Origin of the sequence: Bradyrhizobium sp. ISRA464 (genome assembly GCF_029910095.1) — a bacterium.
Taxonomy (GTDB): domain Bacteria; phylum Pseudomonadota; class Alphaproteobacteria; order Rhizobiales; family Xanthobacteraceae; genus Bradyrhizobium.
Window position 1 is genome coordinate 2,169,571 of the sequence record NZ_CP094526.1, and the last position, 18,433, is coordinate 2,188,003.

Sequence of the window (18,433 nt, forward strand, 5' to 3'; positions counted from 1 at the left end):
TGGCATCGCCATTAGAAAAGACGGAACGGTTTCCCGGGCAAGTCGTCCGTCAAAAATACCGGGAGTGTCCAGGAGTGTCTCAACTCGACGGCGAGGAGATGCACCGTGCCTGCGTTCACGTTTGAGAAGATTACCCCGCCGGTCCACAGTGGCCCGGTTGCCCCCGTCGAACAGAAGCAACGTGGCGTCATCGTCCAGATCCTGGACCGCATCGTCGAGGCGCGCGTCAGGTGCACGCTGAAGCAGGACAAGGCCGAGACGATCGCTCGCCGCGATTCCGCGCCGTCCGAATAATCGGCAACTACTGTTCGAGGTCGGACGCCTTCACCACGGTCGCGTTGACGACCTTGGTGCCTTCGAGTTCGATCCGCTCATCCGGGCCGACGATGCCGAGATCGAACTCGTGCTCTGATGTCACCAGCGTCATCCGCTGACCCACGATCACGACGACGGTCATGTCGGGCGCTTCGCCGGACACGGCCCATTCCCGCAACTCGCTCCGGAATGGCTCCTTGCGCCAGGCATCGGGGAAGCCGGGATCGCAACGGACCTCGAGGCCGTCTTCCGACGTCGTCAGGACCAGCTTTGATTTGCTCGGCTTCCAGTGCTCCTCCAGGAGCTCATTGACGAGCCAGACGCAGGCGAAGGTGCGGCACTCCGCCGGCCGATTTGCGTAGATCATGCATCCATGCCCCGGCCTGCAATGCGCGCACCACGCGTTGACGGGCTTGGCCAGTTCCTCGATCGCCATCACCTTGCAGCAGAGCGTGCAGTCGCCGCACTGTCTGCCCGGTGCCGTCATTGCACGGCGCGCAGCAGAAGGCTGCTCCAGCCCTCGATCTTGAGATGGCGCAGCGGCACCAGCCCGCGCGCGCGGTAGGCGGCGATGACGGCCGGCGCTTGGTGGGTCAACAGGCCGGAGAGGATGACCTGCGCCGACGAGGCGAGGTGCCGCGCCATCGGCCCGGCCAGTTGCCTGAGCGGATTGGCGAGGATGTTGGCGAGCACGAGATCGAACGGCCCATCCTCGGCGAACCGCGGCGCAGCAAAGCCGGTGGCCTGGATCACGTCCACCAGGTGTCCCGCCTCGTTGAGCCGGGCGTTCTCCTCGGCCACTCGCACCGACGGCGGATCGATATCGCTCGCCAGCACCCGGCCGTGCAGCGCCTTGGCGGCGGCGATCGCCAGCACCCCGGTCCCCGTGCCGAGATCGAGCACGCGGCGTGGCTGATACGCTTTCAGCACGTGGTCGAGCAGCAGCAGGCAGCCGCGCGTGGTGCCGTGGTGGCCAGTGCCGAAGGCAAGCGCCGCCTCGATCTCGATGCCGAGCTTGTTCGGCGGTATCTTTGTCCGGTCATGCTGGCCGTGGACGACGAAGCGGCCGGCCGGAACCGGAACGAGATCCTCAAGGCTGGCCTTCACCCAGTCCTTCGCCTCCACGGTGTCGAATGTCATGGCAACTGCGACATCCTGTCGCGCAGCCTGCCCGACCAGCTCGCGCAACAACGTCTCGTCCGGCGCGTCGGCAAAATGGACCGTGACGTCCCAGCGTCCGTCAGGCCGCTCGAATGCTGCGAAAGCGGCCTGATCCTCGAAAAACACTTCGGAAAGCGCGTCGACGACGCGCTTTGCGGTCGATTCATCGGGAAGGGTGACACTGGCGCGGTGCGTGGAGGGGGTCATCGAATGCCGGTAGCGCGGTTTTTGCTAAAATTTCAACTTTGATTTCATTCGATTATCACGTGATTCTACACGTGCCGCGTTTAGACAACCTTAGATTTTCCCGTATTAGTACGTGGGCAGGAACAATTCCCTTGTTCCGACAGGGTCACACATCAAGGGCAGGGCTATTATGAAGGCATTTGTCGTAAAGTTCTTGCGGAATGAATCCGGCGCCACGGCCATCGAATACGGCCTGATCGCGACCGGCATCGCGATCGCCATCATCGCTGCGGTGAATGGCGTTGGCACGGCGCTGAGCACAACCTTCAGCTCGATCAGCACCTCGTTGAAGTAAGTCAAACTACCGTACGGCGTTCTCAGCACACCGGGCGACCTTGTCGCCCGGTGCTTGTCTTTTGGGACAGCCCAGGCCGGGAGGCAGGCACCTGAGGCGTTCCGCGACGCCCAGGGTCCGGACGTCCACAGACCGAACCCCAAGCTGTCAACAGGGTATCCAGGAGGTTACGCCGGGCCTGCGGGCCCCGCGTTCCACAGTGTGTCTACAGCGGTGTCGCCCGTTTTCCCGGCAGACTGCACAGCCCTGTCCGCGGCTGATCCACCGGTTCTCCACAGCCTGTCCACCGTTTGCCGGGGCTCGGTGGCCACCTGAAAGGGGCGCTATCGCCTTACGGAAACAGCCTCCGGTGGTCCGCCAGGATGACCCGCGCCGCATTGTGTCCGGGGGCGCCGGTGACGCCGCCGCCGGGATGAGCACCGGAGCCGCAATGGTAGAGCCCCTTCAGCGGTCCGCGATAGTCGGCATGGCCGAGCATCGGCCGCGCCGAGAAAAGCTGGTTCAGCGTCAATGCGCCGTGGAAGATGTCGCCGCCGAGCAGCCCGAACTGCCGCTCCAGGTCGAGCGGCGACAGGATCTGGCGGCCGACCACGCTGCCCGCGAAGCCGGGAGCGTACTGATCGACCGTCGCGATCATGAGATCGGCGACCTCCTCGCGATGGTCGTCCCAGGATTTGCCGTCAGGCAATTGCGGCGCGACATGCTGGCAGAACAGGCTCGCGACATGCTGCCCGGGCGGGCTCAGCGTGTCGTCGAGCGTCGAGGGGATCAGCACCTCGACGACGGGTGCGCGGCTCCAGCCGAGGTCGCATGCATCGCGCCAGGCGCGATCCATGTAGCCGAGGCTGGGGGCGATGATGATCCCGGCCGTGAGGTGATCGCCGGGGCCGGGCAGTGCGGTGAACGAGGGCAGGGCATCGAGCGCGACGTTCATCCTGAACGTGCCGGAGCCGTTCCGCCATCGCGAGATGCGCGCAACGAACTCGGGCGTCAGCGCGCCCGCCGGCACGAGCCGCGTGTAGAGCAGCTTCGGATTGACGTTCGAGGCGACATATTTGGCGCGAATGGTTTCGCCATTGTCGAGGATGACGCCGCAGGCGCGATCCTTCTCGATGATCACCTCGCGCACGCCGGCCTCGGTCTCGATCTCGGCGCCATGGCCGCGCGCGGCGCGCGCCATCGCTTGCGTGATCGCGCCCATGCCGCCGATGGCGTGGCCCCAGACGCCCTTCTTGCCGTTCACCTCGCCGAAGGCATGGTGCAGCATCACATAGGCCGAGCCCGCGGCGTAGGGGCTTGCATAATTGCCGACGATGGCGTCGAAGCCGAACAGCGCCTTGACCAGGTCGCTCTCGAAACGCTCGTCGAGCATCTCGCCGGCCGAGCGCGTGAACAGGTCGAGCAGGTCGCGCTGCTGCTCGAGTGACAGCCGCCGCAGGGTGTTCGCGGCGCCGAGCGCATTGAACGCCTCGCGCATCGCGCCGACACCAAATCCCTTGACGATGTTCGGCGGTGCGCGCAACACGAGCTGGCGCAGCACGTCGGCGATCGCCTCGAGTTCCCTGGAGAACGGATCGATCTCGACGGCGTCGCGCTGACTCAGTCTCGCCGCCGACTCCCTGGTGCGGCCTTCGCCAGTCAGCAGATAGCTGCCGTCGGGTGCGGGCAGGAAGTTCTGCGCGCGGCGCTCGACGATTCTCAGTCCGTGATCCGCGAGTTTCAGGTCAGCAATGATCTGCGGGTTGAGCAGGCTCACCGTGTAAGAGGCGACCGAATTGCGGAAGCCCGGTGCGAACTCCTCGGTGACGGCGGCGCCGCCGACCACCTTGCGGCGCTCAACCACCCTGACCCGCAAGCCCGCCATCGCAAGATAGGCTGCGCAGGTGAGGCCGTTGTGCCCCGCACCGATGATGACGACGTCCGTTTCGTTCATGTCCGCTTCAAGAAGGAGTGAATAGAGCACGATCCGGACCCGGAGGGCCGCGTGAGCGCAAAGTGGAAGCCGGTTTTCTCTCGCGACAAACACGAAGCATTTGCGCGGAGATCATGCTCAAGACGAATGCGCGCCGTTGTGACACTTCGTCAAGTCCTCGTTATCGGCCTTTCTTGCCTGTGATGCTGCCATATGCTCAGTTCAAGCTGCCTGGTGCGGCCTCGCTGGACCGCTCGCCTCCGGCGCTCGCCGGGTTCATGCCGGAGCTTTCATGACGTCTGAGCCGTCAGCCTCGCGAAACCGGCTGGTGCTGGTTGTCTACACCGCCGCGATCTTCGTCAGCGCCCTGTTGCTGTTCTCGGTGCAGCCGTTGTTCACCAAGATGGTGCTGCCGCGGCTCGGCGGCTCGCCGGCGGTGTGGTCGGTGGCGATGGTGTTTTTCCAGTCGCTGCTGCTCGGCGGCTACGCTTATGCGCATGTCCTGATGAAGCTCAGCAACCGCGCGGTTCCGGTCGTGGTGCATCTGGCGCTGCTGGTGGTCGCGCTGCTGACGCTGCCGCTTGCGATCCGCAGCGGCTGGGGCGAGCCGCCGAATTCGGGCTATGCGTTCTGGCTGCTCGGCCTGTTCGCGGTCTCGATCGGCTTGCCGTTCTTCGCGCTCGCCGCCAACAATCCGTTGCTGCAGGCCTGGTTCGTGCGTACCGGCCATCCCAACGGTCCCGATCCGTATTTCCTTTACGCGTCCTCGAACATCGGCAGCTTCCTGGCGCTGCTGTCGTACCCGGTGCTGCTGGAGCCGATGTTCACCTTGCGGACCCAGAACCTGATCTGGACCGGCGGCTACGGCCTCCTGATCGTGCTGATCGCAGGCTGCGGCGCGCTGCTGCTGCGCGCGCCGGCCAACGCCGCTGCGCGCAACATGCAGGTTGACGATGTCGCGGCGACAGAGCCGTCATGGCTGCTGCGCGCGCGCTGGATCTTGCTCGCCGCCGTGCCGTCGGGCCTGCTGATCGCGGTGACTGCGCATATCTCGACCGACGTCGCCGCCGCCCCCTTGCTCTGGGTGCTGCCTCTCTCGCTGTATCTCCTCACCTGGGTGCTGGTGTTCCAGTCGCGCCCGTTGCTGCCGCACAAATGGATGCTGCTGGCCCAGCCGCTGGCGATATCAGGCGTGGTCGTCCTGCTGGCGTTCGGCGGCGAGCAGAATCTGCTGCTGACGCTCGGCGGCCATCAGCTCTGCTTCTTCGTTATCGCGATGGCCTGTCACGGCGAGCTTGCGCGCACGCGCCCCGCCGCCAAATACCTCACCGGCTTCTACGTGGCGCTGTCGTTCGGCGGCATGGTTGGCGGCCTGTTTGCGGGGCTGATCGCGCCGTTCACCTTTTCATGGGTCGCTGAATATCCGATCCTGCTGGCGCTGGCGGCGCTATGTCGTCCCTCCGGCGCCGAGCGGCTGCCGCGCTGGAGCGCCTGGTATTGGCCGTTCCTCGCCGTGCTGGCGGTCGCGCTGATTGCGCCGTCCTATTCGACCGGCGAGTTGTTCGATCGGCTCGACGAGCGGCGGGTCTGGATGATCGGCGGGGTCGGCATGCTGTCCGCGCTGCTGGCCTTCGCGGTGAACGCCAGCCGATGGAAGATCTTCGCCACCGTCGTCGTCGCGCTGGTGCTGCTGCGCGCCTATCCGTCCGATGACGGCCGCGTCGATACGGTGCGCAGCTTCTTCGGCGTGCACAAGATCGTGGTGACGCCGAACGGGCAGTATCACGTGCTGATGCACGGAACGACGATCCACGGCGCCCAGAGGTTCAAGAACGACAACGGCACGCCGGTCACCGGGCGGCCGGAGCCGATCAGCTACTATCACAGGGATGGCGGCATCGGGCAGGCGATCACGGCGATGCGCGAGCGCAAGGGTGCGCCGCTGAAGGTGGCGGTGATCGGGCTGGGCTCCGGGACGTTGACCTGTGCGTCGGCGCCCGGCGAGGACTGGAAGTTCTTCGAGATCGACCAGAGCATGGTCGATACCGCGCGCGACCCCAGATATTTCACCTACATCCAGAACTGCGAGCCCGACCTGAAGCCGGTGATCGGCGATGCACGGCTGACCTTCGCCAAGGAGCCCGATGGCGTCTACGATCTCATCATCGTCGATGCCTATTCGTCGGATGCGATCCCGATCCATCTCGCCACCGAGCAGGCGATGGCGATCTACAAGGCGAAGCTCGCGCCGCACGGTGCGGTCGTGATGCATGTCTCCAACCGGCATCTCGAGCTGGCCAGCGTCGTGGTCGGCATCGCTGACGCCAACGACATGAGGAGCTGGGTGTACAGCGAGGATTCGGGTCGCGACAACGATTATATTTTCGCGACCTCGGTGGTGGTCTCCGCGCGCGACGAGGCCGACATCGGCAAGCTCGCCTCGTCAAACGTCTGGACCGAGACCCCTGCCAACGAAAACCAGCGGATCTGGACCGACGACTATTCGAACGTGCTGGGAGCGGTCTACCGTCGCCTGCGCGACGGCGAGCAGTAGCTGCTCCTCCGCTCGTCAGTCACTTCTTGTCGCCGGCCGAGGCCTTCTCCGGGTTCGCCGCCGACGCGGCGAGCAGCGGCATCGTCGGCGCGCCCTCGTCCTCGTCGAGGAATTGCTTCACCGACGCCTGGATCGACGATTTGACGTTGTCGGGGCCGCGGTCGCTGAGATCGTTGTGCTGGAACTCGGTTCTGACCACCTTGATACCGAGTCTTTTGCAAGTCGCGTCGTCAGGAACGACGCCCGGGTCGGTCTTGAACTGCGGATCCTTTGAGCGGAACGACAGGATCTTGATCTTGCCGTTGGTGATGAAGGGGACGCGCAGATTGTCCAGCGTGATGATTTTCCTGACCAGGTCGGGATGCTGCTTGGCGAAGAACATCGAGATGTCGCCGCCGTTGGAATGGCCGATCAGCGTCAGGTGGCGAAAATCCGCGCTCGGATAGAGCTTCTTCATCTCCTCGATCGCATACATGATGTTGGAGATGCCGCGATTGTATTGCATGCGGCGGCCGACAGATTCCTCGCCGACCTTGGTCACCATCGGCGCATCGGTATCGAGGTCGTGCTGAACGCTGATCACGAGGTAGCCGCGAGAGGCAAAAACATTGGTCAGGAACGAGTATTCGGTGTTCCTGACGGTGTTGCCGTGACTCAGGATCGCAACCGGCAGGTCGATCATCTCGGCCAGGGCCTGCATCTCGCGGTCACGACGGATTGCGATCTCGACCGCGACGTTGCGGTCATCGCGCAGAATGTCGTGGAACGTCATTGTCGTGTGGCGGATCGCCCACCTGTCCGTCGTGTAATAGGCGGCGATCACCACCACGCACAGGCAAAGGACAATGATGCCCCGTTTCATTTCGACCTCTGGGATTGCGGAACCTGATGCGCTCTGGCTCGGACATGGTTCGGCACTCCATGCGAAGTGCATGCGAAGGCCGAGCGGGCGTTCTGGCCGCGGAATATCGAGCGCAATCTTTACAGTGAGATGACGATCAGACGACAGGCCGCCGCCCGGATACGTGGCGACGCCAGGCAAGGGTCACAAGCAGGTGAATGCCGACGCTGTGCGCAAAGGTCAGAACGCGGCGAGCGCGCGTTCAGATGGACGCGCGGCTCGGTCGTCTCAGTCCTGATCGGTGAAGAACCCGCGCTGCTGCTGATAGTAGGGCCGTGGCTGGTAGTAGCCCTGCGGCGCCGGCGCGTAGCCCTGGTTGCCGTAATACTGGCCGTAGCCCTGCGCGTCGTAGACGCGGCGACTTGACGGCGGCGCCGGATAGCGGCGGTCGGTCGAGCTGCCGTCGGCGGGATAGATATAGCCATCGTCGGCGCGTGCCGCCGGATATTCGCGCGGCTGCGGCGTCAGGACGACCGGCTCGCCCGCGGCGCTGTATTGCTGGCCATAGTTCTGGTCCTGCGGCGCGCGACGGGCGACCGCGATGCCATTGCGCCCACGCGGGTTGCGCGCCAGCGCGACCTGGGCCGAGCCGGTCAGCGTCACCGTGGTGTTGAGCACGCCTTCCCTCTCGACCAGCGCGTAGAGCGTGGAGGCATTCTCGCGCGACAGCCGCACGCAGCCGTGCGACGCCGGCGTGCCGAGCCGGCTGACTGAGTCGGTGCCGTGGATCGCATGCCCGATCTTGGTGAAGAAAATGGAGTGCGGCATCGGTGCGTCGTCGAACTCCTTGGAGAAGTGATCCTCCTCCATGCGGAAGGCGCGGAAGGTGCCGCTCGGCGTTTCGCGGGAGGGGATGCCGGTCGAGACCGGCCAGTGATAGCGCTCGACGCCGTCGACCGCGACGGTCATCTGCTGATTGTCCTTGTCGATGGTGATATCGACCTTGGCCTGTGCGGCGCCGGCGGTGAAAAGCATCACTGTGGTGAATGCAACGAGGAAGGAACGCATCTTACCTTTGGCCTCCAGGCCTGATCGCAGCGCCGTGGCTCTCCGTCCCCGGCAACCAATATGCCCGGAATCGGTTTTTGGTTCCAGTGGCAGGCAAGCCCATCGTTAATCGGGGTCGCGGCGTAAACAAGGCCGAGAGCGGGTTTGCCGGTCACGGCGTCCTGACTTTTTCGCGAGCAGGCCGCGACATCGGGCTTAGAGCAATTTCGGTTCTGATTGAATCAAAACCGAAGCTCTAGATTCTTGTTTTGACGCGTTTTCTTCACGCGGACCGGTCTCCACTTCGCTCGATAACGCTCTAATTGGCCACCAACGCGCAACTATTTGGCCGCAACGGCGTTTCACAATCCCGCCCGGCGGCGCATTCGCGTCGCGCTTTAAGGAATCGAGATGAACAACAGCAAGGTTAAGACCGCGGCCATCGTCCCAGCCGGCCCATCCGTGTGGCTCCTGTTTGCGGCCGCAGCCCTCGCCCTGTCGTTGCTGGCCATCCCCCGTGCCGGCCATGCCCAAGGCATCGTCCGCGGAGCCCAGGAGGGCGCCTACGAAGGTAACCGGGTCGCCGGGCCGGTGGGCGGCGTGGTTGGCGGAGCCGTCGGGGCCGGCGTCGGCGGCGCCGTGGGCGCGGTCAAGGGTGTCTTCGGCATTCCCGATCGTGGCTGGCGGCGCGGCCACCGCTGCCGCGGCTATTATCGCCATGGCCACTTCTATTGCTATCGGTAGGCAGGGTCGTCATTCCGGGGCACGCCAAGCGTGAACCCGGAATCGCACCATAGATTCGAGCGCCTGTAGCCCGGATGGAGCCAACGGGTCGCGCGAACGCGCGCCCGATAACAGGCTCCGCGAAATCCGGGACCGCTATGGCCGGGTCGCAGAGCTGTCCCGGATTACGCTTCGCTTCATCCGGGCTACGATTCTCAGTTCTTCAGCCGATAGCCGGTCCTGAAGATCCACGCCACGATGGCCATGCAGACGACCAGGAAGCCCACGGTCATACCGAGGCTCAGCGCCACGCTGACATCGGCGATCTCATAGAAGCTCCAGCGGAAGCCGGAGATCAGATAGACCACGGGATTGAGCAGCGTGACGGTGCGCCAGCCCGCCGGCAGCATGTTCACCGAATAGAAGCTGCCGCCGAGGAAGGTCAGCGGCGTCACCACCAGCATCGGGATCATCTGCAGCTTCTCGAAGCCGTCGGCCCAGATGCCGATGATGAAGCCGAACAGGCTGAAGGTGACGGCCGTCAGCACCAGGAAGGTCAGCATCCAGATTGGATGAGCGATATGCAGCGGCACGAACAGGCCGGCGGTGGCCAGGATGATGAGGCCGAGGATGATTGACTTGGTGGCGGCGGCGCCAACATAGCCGATCACGATCTCGAAAAAGGAGATCGGCGCCGACAGGATCTCGTAGATGGTGCCGACGAATTTCGGAAAATAGATGCCGAACGAGGCGTTGGAGATGCTCTGCGTCAGCACCGACAGCATCACGAGCCCCGGCACGATGAAGGTGCCGTAGCTGACGCCTTCGACCTGGGTGATGCGCGAGCCGATCGCGGCGCCGAACACCACGAAGTACAGCGAGGTCGACACCACGGGCGAGACGATGCTTTGCAGCAGCGTGCGCCAGGTGCGCGCCATTTCGAACAGGTAGATGGCCCGGATGGCGCGGAAATTCACGGCGCCCTCCGTAGCGCTCTGATTTCGAAGTTCGCATGCACTTGGGGAGGCTCCGATGCGAACTTCGAAATCGAAGGAGCGCTAGAAAATTTAGGATTCTGGTGCGGCATTAGAGTTTGAAGTTCCTATGACGGGGGTGCAGCAAAACTGATGGGAACTTCAAACTTGCCGCACCAGGCTGACGAAGATATCTTCGAGCGAAGACTGCTTGGTATCCAGATCGGAAATCCGGATGCCGGCATTGCGGAGATCGTTGAGCAGGCTGGTGATGCCCGTGCGGTCACCCTTGGTGTCGTAGTCGTAGGTCACGGTGCGGCCGTCGTCGGACAGTTCGAGATTGTAGGCGGTTAGTGTCGGCGGAATGGCGTCAAGCTTGTTCTGCAGTTGCAGCGTGAGATGCTTCTTGCCGAGCTTTTCCATCAGCGTCGTCTTGTTCTCGATCAGGATGATCTCGCCCTTGTTGATGACGCCGATGCGGTCGGCCATCTCCTCGGCTTCCTCAATGTAATGCGTGGTCAGGATGATGGTGACGCCCGAGGCCTGCAGCGCGCGCACCACCTCCCACATGCCCTTGCGCAGCTCGACGTCGACGCCGGCCGTGGGCTCGTCCAGGAACAGGATCTGCGGCTCGTGCGACAGCGCCTTGGCGATCATCACGCGGCGCTTCATGCCGCCGGACAGGGTGACGATCTTGCTGTCTTTCTTGTCCCAGAGCGACAGGTCCTTCAGCACCTTCTCGATGTAGGCGGGGTTCTTCGGCTTGCCGAACAGGCCGCGGCTGAAGCTGACGGTGGCCCACACCGACTCGAAGGCGTCGGTGTGCAGCTCCTGCGGAACCAGTCCGATCATCGACCGCGCCGCGCGATAGTCGCTGATGATCTCGTGGCCGCCGACCGAGATCTTGCCCTGGCTCGGATTGGCGATGCCGCAGATGATGCTGATCAGCGTGGTCTTGCCGGCGCCGTTCGGCCCGAGCAACGCGAAGATCTCACCCTTGGCGATCTCGAGATTGATGTTGTTCAGCGCCTTGAAGCCGGAGCCGTAGGTTTTCGACAGGTTGGAGACGGAGATGATCGGCGACATGGACGGTCGGGAGCGTTAAGGGAGGGGGCGCGCAGTGCGGCGCCCGGAACGGGGCGGGGGAACGAGGGTTATCGGCAAATAGGGACGCTCAATCCGTTCTGCAATCACCCGATTGGGCAGAAAACTTATTCTGCGGCGTGGGCCCGCACCGGCAATTCGACCAACGCGACCATGTATGTCTTCAGGTCGGGGGCGACGTCAGGATCAGCCTTCAGCTCGGTCAGCGTTCTCGGGTGCGGCAACTCCCTGCCGTCCTTGGCAAGGCCCTCTGCATAGAGCTCCAGCGCTTCAGGCGCGTTCCGCAATGCTTCGTCGATATCATCGCCAGCAGATGTGCAGCCGGGCAGGTCCGGAAACCACATGCCTACGGCGTAATCCGGTCCGGCATCTTCGACGATGGCGACATAATGGGCCAAGGCTTGCCTCAATCGGGTTTCCAGCCCGCCCCCTTATAAATGGCACGCACCAAGCCTTTTCCAAGTCCTTCTTTGGGTGCGGGACGACCAGTATTTGCTCCGACGCGAGGTTCCTGAAGACATGGTGCGAGCCGGTAACCCGAACGAGGCTCCATCCCTCCCGCTCCAACCGTCGGATAATGTCGCGGCTGTTGGTCAGCATGACGATTTCTTTGAACCAAGTATCCGAGCATTATGGTTCAAGCCGTCCCGCGTTAAGTGAGGGAAACTTGCGACTTCTTTCACCGCTTCTCACCCGCTTCTCGGAAGCAAGTGTTCGAACACTACGGTTCAGGCCGTCCCGCGTTAAGTGATGGAAAACTTCTGACCTCTCCTAGCGCCTCTTCGCCGGCTTCTTGGTGGCGGCCGGCGCCGGGTGCGCGGGCGGTTCGTTCTGTTCGGCGACCTTGGAGAGGGTCACGATCTGGATCTGGTTGTTGACCGGCGCGTTGGGATGCGCGGGGTCGAGCAGTTGCTCCTCGCCGAGTCCGACGGACTGCAGGCGCTTGGCCGAGATCTTGAAAGTGTTGACGAGGATGTCGCGGATCGCGTCGGCGCGGCGCTGGCTCAGGATCGCGTTGCTCTCGCGCTTGCCGGTTGCCTCGATGTGGCCGACGATCAGGAAGTTGTAGGGCTGCAGCGAGGCGTGCACCAGCGCGTCGGCGATGCGCCCGACGGTCTGGTAGGATTCCGGCAGCACGATCGGCGTATCGACGTCGAACTGGATGTCGGCGTTGAAGGCCGGCAGGCCGGTCAGCTCGGGTGCGATCGGCGGCCGCTTTTGCGGCGGCGGCTCGTTCTTCGACCGCGAGCGCGACCGTTCGAGCACCTGCTGGCGCAGTGCAGGGACGTCGATAACCACGGCGTTCTCGAAATGGTCGAGCTTGGCGACGACGTCGTCGCGCGTGATCGCCGTCTGCGCGCTCACCGGTGCGAGCGGCGTCGCCAGCAGCATCAGCGCGCCGAGCATGCCGATGTCGCGCAAGCCTCGCCTCAGCGCGCGCATCATTGATACCCCGCGTCGGAAATGGCTTGCGCGCAGTTGCGGCTGACGCCCTTTGCCGTGACGAGGCAGGCGACCGACTTGCTGGTCTCCTTGGTCGAGCCGCCGCACACCTTGACGATCTCGTGCCTGCAGGCGCCGGCGACGGTGATGCGCGCCGCGATGCGCTTCTGGATGGCGTCGAAGGTCGAGAAATAGGTGGCCTTGCAATCGGCCGAGATCGCGTCCCGATTGCGCGACAGGCATTCCTTGAGCCGGTTGGAGTCGAGGTTGACGCCGCGGCAGTTGGCGGTGATGTCTGCGCCGCAGGCCTTGGCTAGCTGCGCCGCCGCATCGCCAAAGCTCATCGTCTCCGCAACCGCCAGCGACGGCGCAGTGAGCGCGATGACAAAAAGGAAAAACCCTGCCCGGACCATGCGGCCATCTCAACCCATGAATTCAGCGACGGTCAAGGGGTACGAAGAGAGGAGGCCTTCCGGTCACACCCGCTCCACAAAGCTGTCGACCACCTTCTTCTCGCCGGCCTTCTCGAAGGCGATGGTCAGCTTGTTGCCGTCGATCTTCACGACGTGGCCGTAGCCGAATTTCTGGTGAAACACGCGGTCATCCAGCGAAAATTCCGACACCGTGCCGGTCGATTTCGCCACCAGCTCGCCCTCAATCACCAGCGGGCCGCGCTTGTTGCGGCCGAAGCCGCCGGATGAGGCATTGCCGCGCGCGCCGGAAGCATCGCTGCGCGAGCCTGAGAAGGACGACTGCCGCTCCTCGAACCCGCCGCCGCGGTTGCGATTCGCCTGGGCGCGCTGCCAGCCCGGCGTCGTGTAGCTCGAGCCGAATGATTCGAGGTTGTCGAAGCGCGACGCGCCATAGCCCCCGGAGCCGCCCCAGCCTGAGCCGCCCTTCGATTCCGTGATCTCGACATTGTGCGCCGGCAGCTCGTCGAGGAAGCGCGAGGGGATCGTGGTTGACCAGGTGCCATGGATGCGGCGGTTGGTGGCGAAATAGATTTTCGCGCGGCGGCGCGCGCGGGTCAGTCCGACATGGGCGAGGCGACGCTCTTCCTCGAGCCCGGCGCGGCCCTGTTCGTCCAGCGTACGCTGGCTCGGGAACAGGCCTTCCTCCCAGCCCGGCAGGAACACGTTGTCGAATTCGAGGCCCTTGGCCGAATGCAGCGTCATCAGCGACACCGCCTCGTCGCCGGTGTCCCCGTCGCGGTCCATCACCAGCGAGATGTGCTCGAGGAAACCTTGAAGGTTCTCGAACTCCTCCATCGAGCGCACGAGCTCCTTCAGGTTCTCCAGCCGGCCGGCGGCATCCGCCGAGCGGTCCTTCTGCCACATCTCGGTATAGCCGCTCTCGTCGAGCACGATCTCGGCGAGCTCGGTATGCGCGGTTACCTCGGACTGGACGCGCCAGCGGTCGAACTGCGCGACCAGATCGCGCAAGCTGCCGCGCGCCTTCGGCTTCAATTCGTCGGTCTCGACCACGGCGCGCGCCGCTTCGAACAGCGGAATGCGGCGCTTGCGGGCGTGATCGTGCAGCATCTGCACGGTGGCATCGCCGAGCCCGCGCTTCGGCACGTTGACGATGCGCTCGAAGGCGAGATCGTCGGCGGGCGAATTGATGGTGCGTAAGTACGCCAGCGCATCGCGGATCTCGGCGCGCTCGTAGAAGCGCGGGCCGCCGATCACGCGATAGGGCAGACCGAGCGTGACGAAGCGGTCTTCGAACTCGCGCATCTGGAACGAGGCGCGCACCAGAATGGCGACGTCGTTGAGGTTCTCGCCGGAGCGCTGCAGCTCCTCGATCTCCTCGCCGATCGCGCGCGCTTCCTCTTCCGAATCCCAGGAGCCGGTGACGGTGACCTTCTCGCCGTCGACATCCTCGGTGCGCAGCGTCTTGCCGAGCCGGCCTTCATTGTGCGCGATCAGATGCGAGGCGGCGGCGAGGATGTGGCCGGTGGAGCGGTAGTTGCGCTCCAGCCGGATCACCTTGGCGCCGGGAAAATCGTGCTCGAAGCGCAGGATGTTGTCGACCTCGGCGCCGCGCCAGCCGTAGATCGACTGGTCGTCGTCGCCGACGCAGCAGATGTTTTTGGGCGGCGCTGCCGGTGGTGCAGACTCCGTCATTCCGGGATGCGCCGGACGCGCAGACCCGGAATCTCGAGATGAGTCCTTATTGACTCCAGATTCCGGGTTCGCCCCTTCGAGGGGCCCCGGAATGACTGCTGAAAGGGGAAGGCCCGGCCGCGTCGGCGCCTGCGACAGCAGCCGCAGCCAGAGATACTGCGCGACGTTGGTGTCCTGATATTCGTCGACCAGGATGAACTTGAAGCGGTTCTGGTACTGCCGCAGCACATCCGGGTTCTCGCGGAACAGCCGGATGTTCTCCAGCAGGAGGTCGCCGAAATCGGCGGCATTGAGGATCTTCAGCCGCTCCTGATAGGTCGCGTAGATCTTGCCGCCCTTGCCGTTGCCGAACGAAGCGGCCTCGCCAGACGGCACTTGCGAAGGCGTGAGCCCGCGGTTCTTCCAGCTGTCGATCAGGCCGGCCAGCATCCGCGCCGGCCAGCGCTTGTCGTCGATGTTCTCGGCCTGCAAGAGCTGCTTCAACAGCCGCACCTGGTCGTCGACGTCGAGCACGGTGAAGTTGGACTTGAGCTGCACCAGCTCGGCATGGGTGCGCAGGATGCGGCCGCCGATCGAGTGGAAGGTGCCGAGCCACGGCATGCCTTCCACCGCCTGGCCCAGCATCTGGCCGAGGCGCAGCTTCATCTCGCGCGCCGCCTTGTTGGTGAAGGTCACCGACAGGATCTCGTGCGGCCGCGCGCGGCCCTGGCTCAGGATATGCGCGATGCGAGTGGTCAGTACCCGCGTCTTGCCAGTGCCGGCGCCGGCGAGCACCAGCACTGGGCCGTCGAGCGTCTCGACCGCCTCGCACTGCTCCGGATTGAGGCCGCTGAGATACTGCGGACCGCCCGCGGCCGCACGCGCACGCGCGGCGATGCCGCCAGCCACCGGCTGGTGCTCGGGAACGCCGTGATGGGGCTGTTTGCTCGGCTCGGTCATACGCGAATCGTCTCGGCCCCACGATGGCACCGCGGGACGGTGAAAGGGAGCCTTCTTAGCAGGGATTGCGGGTCATATAGGGCCTGATCGGCCGTTTTGACAGGTTTTATCGGGCTGCGCCGGAACGGCTTCGCTGACGGCTTTTCGCCCGTTTGGTTCCAAAAATCGGCGAAAATTTCGCGGTTTCGACGGCAGGAACCAGCCTTTCGCCGCCGGATTGTTCCTTAAGGTCATGCGCCGGCGTGAGCCCGTGCGGGCAAGCGAAACGAGGCGGAGGTTTGATCATGCTGAGCTGGGTCGTCACCTTCCTGGTTATCGCCCTGATCGCGGGCATTCTGGGCTTTGGCGGTATCGCCGGCGCGTCCATCGAGATCGCCAAGACGATCTTCTTCATCGCCGTCGTCCTGTTCCTGGTGTCGGCCGTGATCGGTCTGGCGCGTGGCCGCACAAGGGTATGAACAGGGAGTTATGGCGGCCGCAACGGCAGTGCGAAACCTCTCCCATAGGGAGAGGTCGCGCCGAAGGCGCGGGTGAGGGCTTACGTTCTATCGAGAGACCTGCCCCTCCCCCACCCGATTTGCTACGCAAATCGACCTCTCCCCGTTGGGGAGAGGTGACGAACTCGCGGCGAGACCACTTCAAACAAGAAGCTGCGATGGATTTATTTCGAGGGCATCGCCACCTTGCGGCCAATGCCTTCGGGACGCGGAACACTTGCGTAGCTGTCCACGATCGCCTGGGCGCGGGCGCGGATATCAGGTGGAAACGGCGCCACCTTGCGCGCTTCCATGTCGATGTGGAGCGTGAGGTTCTCCGAGGTCGCTGAGATCCAGCCTTCGCTGGCGTGGCACAGCTCCTCGAATGTGTGCAGCCGCTTCTCGTCGGCGCCGAGCAGGTAGACCGAGACCTGCACGGGATCGCCGAGATGGATCTCCCGCAAATAGCGCACATGGCATTCGGCGGTGAAGGTCGAGCAGTGCCGCTCCTTCATGTAGGCCGGGCCGATCCCGATCTGCAGCCACATCTCGTCGATCGCGCGGTCGAACATCACATTGTAATAGGCCATGTTGAGATGGCCGTTGTAATCGATCCATTGCGGGTCGATCTGCATCACCGAGGACAGGAACGGGGCGGGCGGAAGCGAGATCCCGTTCGAGATCCCCTTGGCGGCAGTCACTGAAGTCATTATTCGTCCCTGTCTGTTCGACCCATTCGAGCACGGTTTTCGGCGAGCGATCGGCGGCCATTTTTTGGATCATGCTCTCTTGACCCCTTATACAAGCTTTGCCACGGTCGGCCAAAGTCGGGAGGAATTTTGACGTGGCGACAACGATTTCGAGCAATGTGACGCGACCTGAGCCGCAGGCCCTCAAGAGCGCGATCGACGCGCTGGCGGCGCGGTTCGGCAACCGGCTCGTGACGTCGCAGGCCGTGCGCGAGCAGCACGCGCATACCACCACGTGGCTGCCGACCCAGCCGCCGGATGCCGTGGTGATGGCGCAGGAAACATCAGACATCCAGGACGTGGTGCGGATCTGCTCGCAGCATCGCGTGCCGGTGATCGCGTTCGGCACCGGGACTTCGCTCGAGGGCCAGGTCAACGCGCCGGCCGGCGGCATCTGCATCGATCTGCGCGACATGAACAAGGTGCTGGAGGTCCATGCCGAGGACCTCGATTGCGTGATCCAGCCCGGCGTCACCCGCAAGACGCTGAACGAGCATCTGCGCGACCAGGGCCTGTTCTTTCCGATTGATCCCGGCGCCGACGCCTCGCTCGGCGGCATGACCTCGACCCGCGCCTCCGGCACCAACGCGGTGCGCTACGGCACCATGCGCGAGAACGTGCTGGCGCTGAAGGTGGTGCGCGGCGACGGCGAGATCATCACCACGGGCACGCGAGCGAAGAAGTCGTCGGCCGGCTACGATCTGACGCATCTGTTCGTCGGCGCGGAGGGCACGCTCGGCATCATCTCCGAGCTCACCATCCGCCTGCGCGGCATTCCCGAGACGATCGCGGCCGCCGCCTGCTCGTTCGAAACGGTGCGCGGCGCCTGCCAGGCCACCATCCTCGCGATCCAGACCGGCATCCCGGTCGCGCGCATCGAGCTGCTCAACGCCGAGCAGGTGAAGGCCTGCAACAACTATTCGAAGCTGTCCTTGCCGGAGACGCCGCTGCTGCTCTTGGAATTCCACGGCAGCGAGGTCGAGGTCGCCGAGCAGTCGAAGAATTTCCGCGACATCGCCGCCGAATGCGGCGGCGGCGACTTCAGCTGGACCACCAAGCCGGAGGACCGCACCAGGCTGTGGCAGGCCCGGCACGACGCCTATTGGTCGGTGAAAGCGCTGCGTCCCGGCGCCGGCGTGGTCGCAACCGACGTTTGCGTGCCGATCTCGCGGCTTGCCGACTGCGTCACCGAGACCGAGGACGATCTGAAGCGGCTCAATCTGCTGTCGCCGATCGTCGGCCATGTCGGCGACGGCAATTTCCACTGCTCGCTGGTCTGCGACGTCGACAACAAGGACGAGATGGCGCGCGGCGAGGAGTTCATGCATCGCCTGGTCGAGCGTGCCCAATCGATGGGCGGCACCTGCACCGGCGAGCACGGCATCGGCCAGGGCAAGCAGAAATACCTCGAAGCGGAGCTCGGCCCCGAGGCACTCGACGCGATGCGTGCGCTGAAGCGCGCACTCGATCCGCAGAACATCTTCAATCCCGGAAAGATCGTTCCTGCCGCATAAATCTTTAGACCTTC

18 protein-coding genes and 1 pseudogene are annotated in these 18,433 nt (G+C 64.2%); 6 read left to right on the forward strand and 13 right to left on the reverse strand.

The features are described 5' to 3' along the window. Positions 1–105 precede the first annotated feature (105 nt). Positions 106–294: a hypothetical protein gene (locus tag MTX19_RS10160; RefSeq protein ID WP_280983472.1), complete on the forward strand. Its 189-nt coding sequence runs from the start codon at positions 106–108 to the stop codon at positions 292–294. 7 nt (positions 295–301) lie between these two features. On the opposite strand, the gene MTX19_RS10165 is transcribed toward MTX19_RS10160, so the two are convergent. Together MTX19_RS10165 and MTX19_RS10170 are read right to left on the reverse strand one after the other, a co-directional pair. Continuing rightward, the gene (locus MTX19_RS10165) at positions 302–682 is read right to left on the reverse strand and encodes a hypothetical protein (protein WP_280985951.1); all 381 of its coding nucleotides are present in this window, start codon (positions 680–682) and stop codon (positions 302–304) included. Between the two features lie 116 nt (positions 683–798). Continuing rightward, positions 799–1,683 carry a 50S ribosomal protein L11 methyltransferase gene (locus MTX19_RS10170; protein WP_280983474.1) on the reverse strand — a complete coding sequence of 295 codons (885 nt, stop codon included), beginning with the start codon at positions 1,681–1,683 and terminating at the stop codon, positions 799–801. A 169-nt stretch (positions 1,684–1,852) separates the two neighbouring features. Between MTX19_RS10170 and MTX19_RS10175 the strand changes: the two genes are divergently transcribed. Further along, positions 1,853–2,017, forward strand: coding sequence for a Flp family type IVb pilin (locus MTX19_RS10175; protein WP_280983475.1), 165 nt, complete (start codon positions 1,853–1,855; stop codon positions 2,015–2,017). A gap of 331 nt (positions 2,018–2,348) precedes the next feature. On the opposite strand, the gene MTX19_RS10180 is transcribed toward MTX19_RS10175, so the two are convergent. Beyond that, a complete protein-coding gene (locus MTX19_RS10180) occupies positions 2,349–3,950 on the reverse strand; it encodes an NAD(P)/FAD-dependent oxidoreductase (protein ID WP_280985952.1) in 1,602 nt (533 codons plus the stop codon). Positions 3,951–4,221: 271 nt separating this feature from the next. On the opposite strand from MTX19_RS10180, the gene MTX19_RS10185 reads away from it, so the two are divergent. Further along, the gene (locus tag MTX19_RS10185) at positions 4,222–6,483 is read left to right on the forward strand and encodes a fused MFS/spermidine synthase (RefSeq protein ID WP_280983477.1); all 2,262 of its coding nucleotides are present in this window, start codon (positions 4,222–4,224) and stop codon (positions 6,481–6,483) included. Between the two features lie 19 nt (positions 6,484–6,502). On the opposite strand, the gene MTX19_RS10190 is transcribed toward MTX19_RS10185, so the two are convergent. Together MTX19_RS10190 and MTX19_RS10195 are read right to left on the reverse strand one after the other, a co-directional pair. Then, positions 6,503–7,345, reverse strand: a complete 843-nt coding sequence (locus MTX19_RS10190) for an alpha/beta hydrolase (RefSeq protein WP_280983478.1) — start codon at positions 7,343–7,345, stop codon at positions 6,503–6,505. A gap of 267 nt (positions 7,346–7,612) precedes the next feature. Continuing rightward, positions 7,613–8,392, reverse strand: coding sequence for a L,D-transpeptidase family protein (locus MTX19_RS10195; RefSeq protein ID WP_280983479.1), 780 nt, complete (start codon positions 8,390–8,392; stop codon positions 7,613–7,615). Between the two features lie 390 nt (positions 8,393–8,782). Between MTX19_RS10195 and MTX19_RS10200 the strand changes: the two genes are divergently transcribed. Beyond that, complete coding sequence (locus tag MTX19_RS10200) at positions 8,783–9,115, forward strand: hypothetical protein (RefSeq protein ID WP_280983480.1); 333 nt, start codon at positions 8,783–8,785, stop codon at positions 9,113–9,115. 194 nt (positions 9,116–9,309) lie between these two features. Here the strand turns inward: MTX19_RS10200 and MTX19_RS10205 are convergent, their stop codons facing one another. The 7 genes and pseudogenes from MTX19_RS10205 to MTX19_RS10235 form a co-directional block, all read right to left on the reverse strand. Continuing rightward, positions 9,310–10,071, reverse strand: a complete 762-nt coding sequence (locus MTX19_RS10205; RefSeq protein WP_280983481.1) for an ABC transporter permease — start codon at positions 10,069–10,071, stop codon at positions 9,310–9,312. Positions 10,072–10,230: 159 nt separating this feature from the next. Further along, complete coding sequence (locus tag MTX19_RS10210) at positions 10,231–11,154, reverse strand: ABC transporter ATP-binding protein (RefSeq protein WP_280983482.1); 924 nt, start codon at positions 11,152–11,154, stop codon at positions 10,231–10,233. Positions 11,155–11,279: 125 nt separating this feature from the next. After that, positions 11,280–11,570 carry a type II toxin-antitoxin system HicB family antitoxin gene (locus MTX19_RS10215; RefSeq protein ID WP_280983483.1) on the reverse strand — a complete coding sequence of 97 codons (291 nt, stop codon included), beginning with the start codon at positions 11,568–11,570 and terminating at the stop codon, positions 11,280–11,282. Between the two features lie 8 nt (positions 11,571–11,578). Beyond that, positions 11,579–11,772 (reverse strand): annotated as a pseudogene (locus MTX19_RS10220) (type II toxin-antitoxin system HicA family toxin). Between the two features lie 171 nt (positions 11,773–11,943). After that, the gene (locus tag MTX19_RS10225; RefSeq protein ID WP_280983484.1) at positions 11,944–12,618 is read right to left on the reverse strand and encodes an OmpA family protein; all 675 of its coding nucleotides are present in this window, start codon (positions 12,616–12,618) and stop codon (positions 11,944–11,946) included. Then, positions 12,615–13,028: a hypothetical protein gene (locus tag MTX19_RS10230; protein ID WP_280976345.1), complete on the reverse strand. Its 414-nt coding sequence runs from the start codon at positions 13,026–13,028 to the stop codon at positions 12,615–12,617. The genes MTX19_RS10225 and MTX19_RS10230 overlap by 4 nt, the downstream gene beginning before the upstream one ends. A 63-nt stretch (positions 13,029–13,091) precedes the next feature. Beyond that, positions 13,092–15,680 carry a UvrD-helicase domain-containing protein gene (locus MTX19_RS10235; protein ID WP_280983486.1) on the reverse strand — a complete coding sequence of 863 codons (2,589 nt, stop codon included), beginning with the start codon at positions 15,678–15,680 and terminating at the stop codon, positions 13,092–13,094. A 284-nt stretch (positions 15,681–15,964) separates the two neighbouring features. On the opposite strand from MTX19_RS10235, the gene MTX19_RS10240 reads away from it, so the two are divergent. Continuing rightward, on the forward strand, positions 15,965–16,138 hold the full coding sequence (locus MTX19_RS10240; RefSeq protein ID WP_280983487.1) for a DUF1328 domain-containing protein: 174 nt from the start codon (positions 15,965–15,967) through the stop codon (positions 16,136–16,138). 203 nt (positions 16,139–16,341) lie between these two features. Here the strand turns inward: MTX19_RS10240 and MTX19_RS10245 are convergent, their stop codons facing one another. Continuing rightward, entirely contained in the window at positions 16,342–16,866 is a 525-nt protein-coding gene (locus MTX19_RS10245; RefSeq protein WP_280983488.1) for a thioesterase family protein, read from the reverse strand. A gap of 134 nt (positions 16,867–17,000) precedes the next feature. On the opposite strand from MTX19_RS10245, the gene MTX19_RS10250 reads away from it, so the two are divergent. Then, positions 17,001–18,419: an FAD-linked oxidase C-terminal domain-containing protein gene (locus MTX19_RS10250; RefSeq protein WP_280983489.1), complete on the forward strand. Its 1,419-nt coding sequence runs from the start codon at positions 17,001–17,003 to the stop codon at positions 18,417–18,419. Positions 18,420–18,433 lie beyond the last annotated feature (14 nt).

Excerpts from the sequence above, each read along its gene's own strand:
- MTX19_RS10195 (WP_280983479.1), bottom strand. The coding sequence starts at position 8,392 with ATGCGTTCCTTCCTCGTTGCATTCACCACAGTGATGCTTTTCACCGCC.
- MTX19_RS10235 (WP_280983486.1), bottom strand. The coding sequence starts at position 15,680 with ATGACCGAGCCGAGCAAACAGCCCCATCACGGCGTTCCCGAGCACCAG.
- MTX19_RS10240 (WP_280983487.1), top strand. The coding sequence starts at position 15,965 with ATGCTGAGCTGGGTCGTCACCTTCCTGGTTATCGCCCTGATCGCGGGC.
- MTX19_RS10175 (WP_280983475.1), top strand. The coding sequence starts at position 1,853 with ATGAAGGCATTTGTCGTAAAGTTCTTGCGGAATGAATCCGGCGCCACG.
- MTX19_RS10190 (WP_280983478.1), bottom strand. The coding sequence starts at position 7,345 with ATGAAACGGGGCATCATTGTCCTTTGCCTGTGCGTGGTGGTGATCGCC.
- MTX19_RS10170 (WP_280983474.1), bottom strand. The coding sequence starts at position 1,683 with ATGACCCCCTCCACGCACCGCGCCAGTGTCACCCTTCCCGATGAATCG.
- MTX19_RS10210 (WP_280983482.1), bottom strand. The coding sequence starts at position 11,154 with ATGTCGCCGATCATCTCCGTCTCCAACCTGTCGAAAACCTACGGCTCC.
- MTX19_RS10225 (WP_280983484.1), bottom strand. The coding sequence starts at position 12,618 with ATGATGCGCGCGCTGAGGCGAGGCTTGCGCGACATCGGCATGCTCGGC.
- MTX19_RS10200 (WP_280983480.1), top strand. The coding sequence starts at position 8,783 with ATGAACAACAGCAAGGTTAAGACCGCGGCCATCGTCCCAGCCGGCCCA.
- MTX19_RS10180 (WP_280985952.1), bottom strand. The coding sequence starts at position 3,950 with ATGAACGAAACGGACGTCGTCATCATCGGTGCGGGGCACAACGGCCTC.
- MTX19_RS10245 (WP_280983488.1), bottom strand. The coding sequence starts at position 16,866 with ATGACTTCAGTGACTGCCGCCAAGGGGATCTCGAACGGGATCTCGCTT.
- MTX19_RS10185 (WP_280983477.1), top strand. The coding sequence starts at position 4,222 with ATGACGTCTGAGCCGTCAGCCTCGCGAAACCGGCTGGTGCTGGTTGTC.
- MTX19_RS10230 (WP_280976345.1), bottom strand. The coding sequence starts at position 13,028 with ATGGTCCGGGCAGGGTTTTTCCTTTTTGTCATCGCGCTCACTGCGCCG.
- MTX19_RS10165 (WP_280985951.1), bottom strand. The coding sequence starts at position 682 with ATGATCTACGCAAATCGGCCGGCGGAGTGCCGCACCTTCGCCTGCGTC.